Origin of the sequence: Mesorhizobium sp. M1A.F.Ca.IN.020.06.1.1, from assembly GCF_004023265.1 — a bacterium.
Lineage (GTDB): Bacteria > Pseudomonadota > Alphaproteobacteria > Rhizobiales > Rhizobiaceae > Mesorhizobium.
Genome location: NZ_RZSR01001576.1, coordinates 1 through 731, shown reverse-complemented (window position 1 = coordinate 731; position 731 = coordinate 1). Strand labels below are relative to the sequence as shown.

General features: G+C 58.5%; 2 protein-coding genes. Both read left to right on the top strand.

The window, feature by feature from the left end; genetic code table 11:
• Nucleotides 1-147: helix-turn-helix domain-containing protein (locus tag EOA60_RS35640; RefSeq protein ID WP_281060817.1), on the top strand; the 147-nt coding region annotated here is incomplete at its 5' end.
• A gap of 137 nt (nucleotides 148-284) precedes the next feature.
• Nucleotides 285-731, top strand: a 447-nt coding sequence (locus EOA60_RS39500) for an AAA family ATPase (RefSeq protein ID WP_128312763.1), incomplete at its 3' end; no start/stop codon positions are given.

Sequence of the window (731 nt, the reverse complement as noted above, 5' to 3'; positions counted from 1 at the left end):
TACGTCTTGTCGCGAACGTTGATTTCGACCGCAATGATCGAAAAAGAGTTGAAAGTGACGACAAGGGGCGCTCTCAATCTCGTTGGCGAGCTCGGGTTGCGCGAGATCACAGGGAGGGGACGTTATCGCGCATGGGGAGTTATGTAGGCTTACGCTGTACGCTCAAAGCAGTTGATGACTGCCCCTTGAGCCGGCAACGCGGCGGCTCGTTGCAAGACAGTTAAGAAGTTTTCGTGTACGATTCGTCAACGGACGTTCGTCGCAGAGATCCTATCTAAGAAATCATGGCCCGTAGTGACCTCCTCATTTCCCTTGTCCGCGCCGGCGCGACCGGCGACCGGGAAATGCTGAAGTCGACCGCGGAAGCCTTGGTCGCCGAAGAGCGGGCACAAAACCATCATATCGTGGCTGATCGACTGGAGAGGGCCTTGTCGGCTGTTCCGGTGACCCCGCCGGCCTTGACGGCCACGAATAGCCTGGCGGGCGCGGGCAAGGATGCGATCCTTGAGATCGAGCCACGCACGCAGATGTCGCAACTTCTCTTGCCACTTCCCGCCCAGGAAGGCGGCCGGCAACTGATTGAAGAGCATATTCGCGCCGACGTGCTGCGTGCTCACGGCTATGAGCCTCGCCATCGAATTCTTCTGTCGGGACCGCCCGGTAATGGCAAGACGTCATTTGCGGAAGCCGTGGCGGAGGCCTTGGGGCTTCCGTTTTACATGGTGCGATAT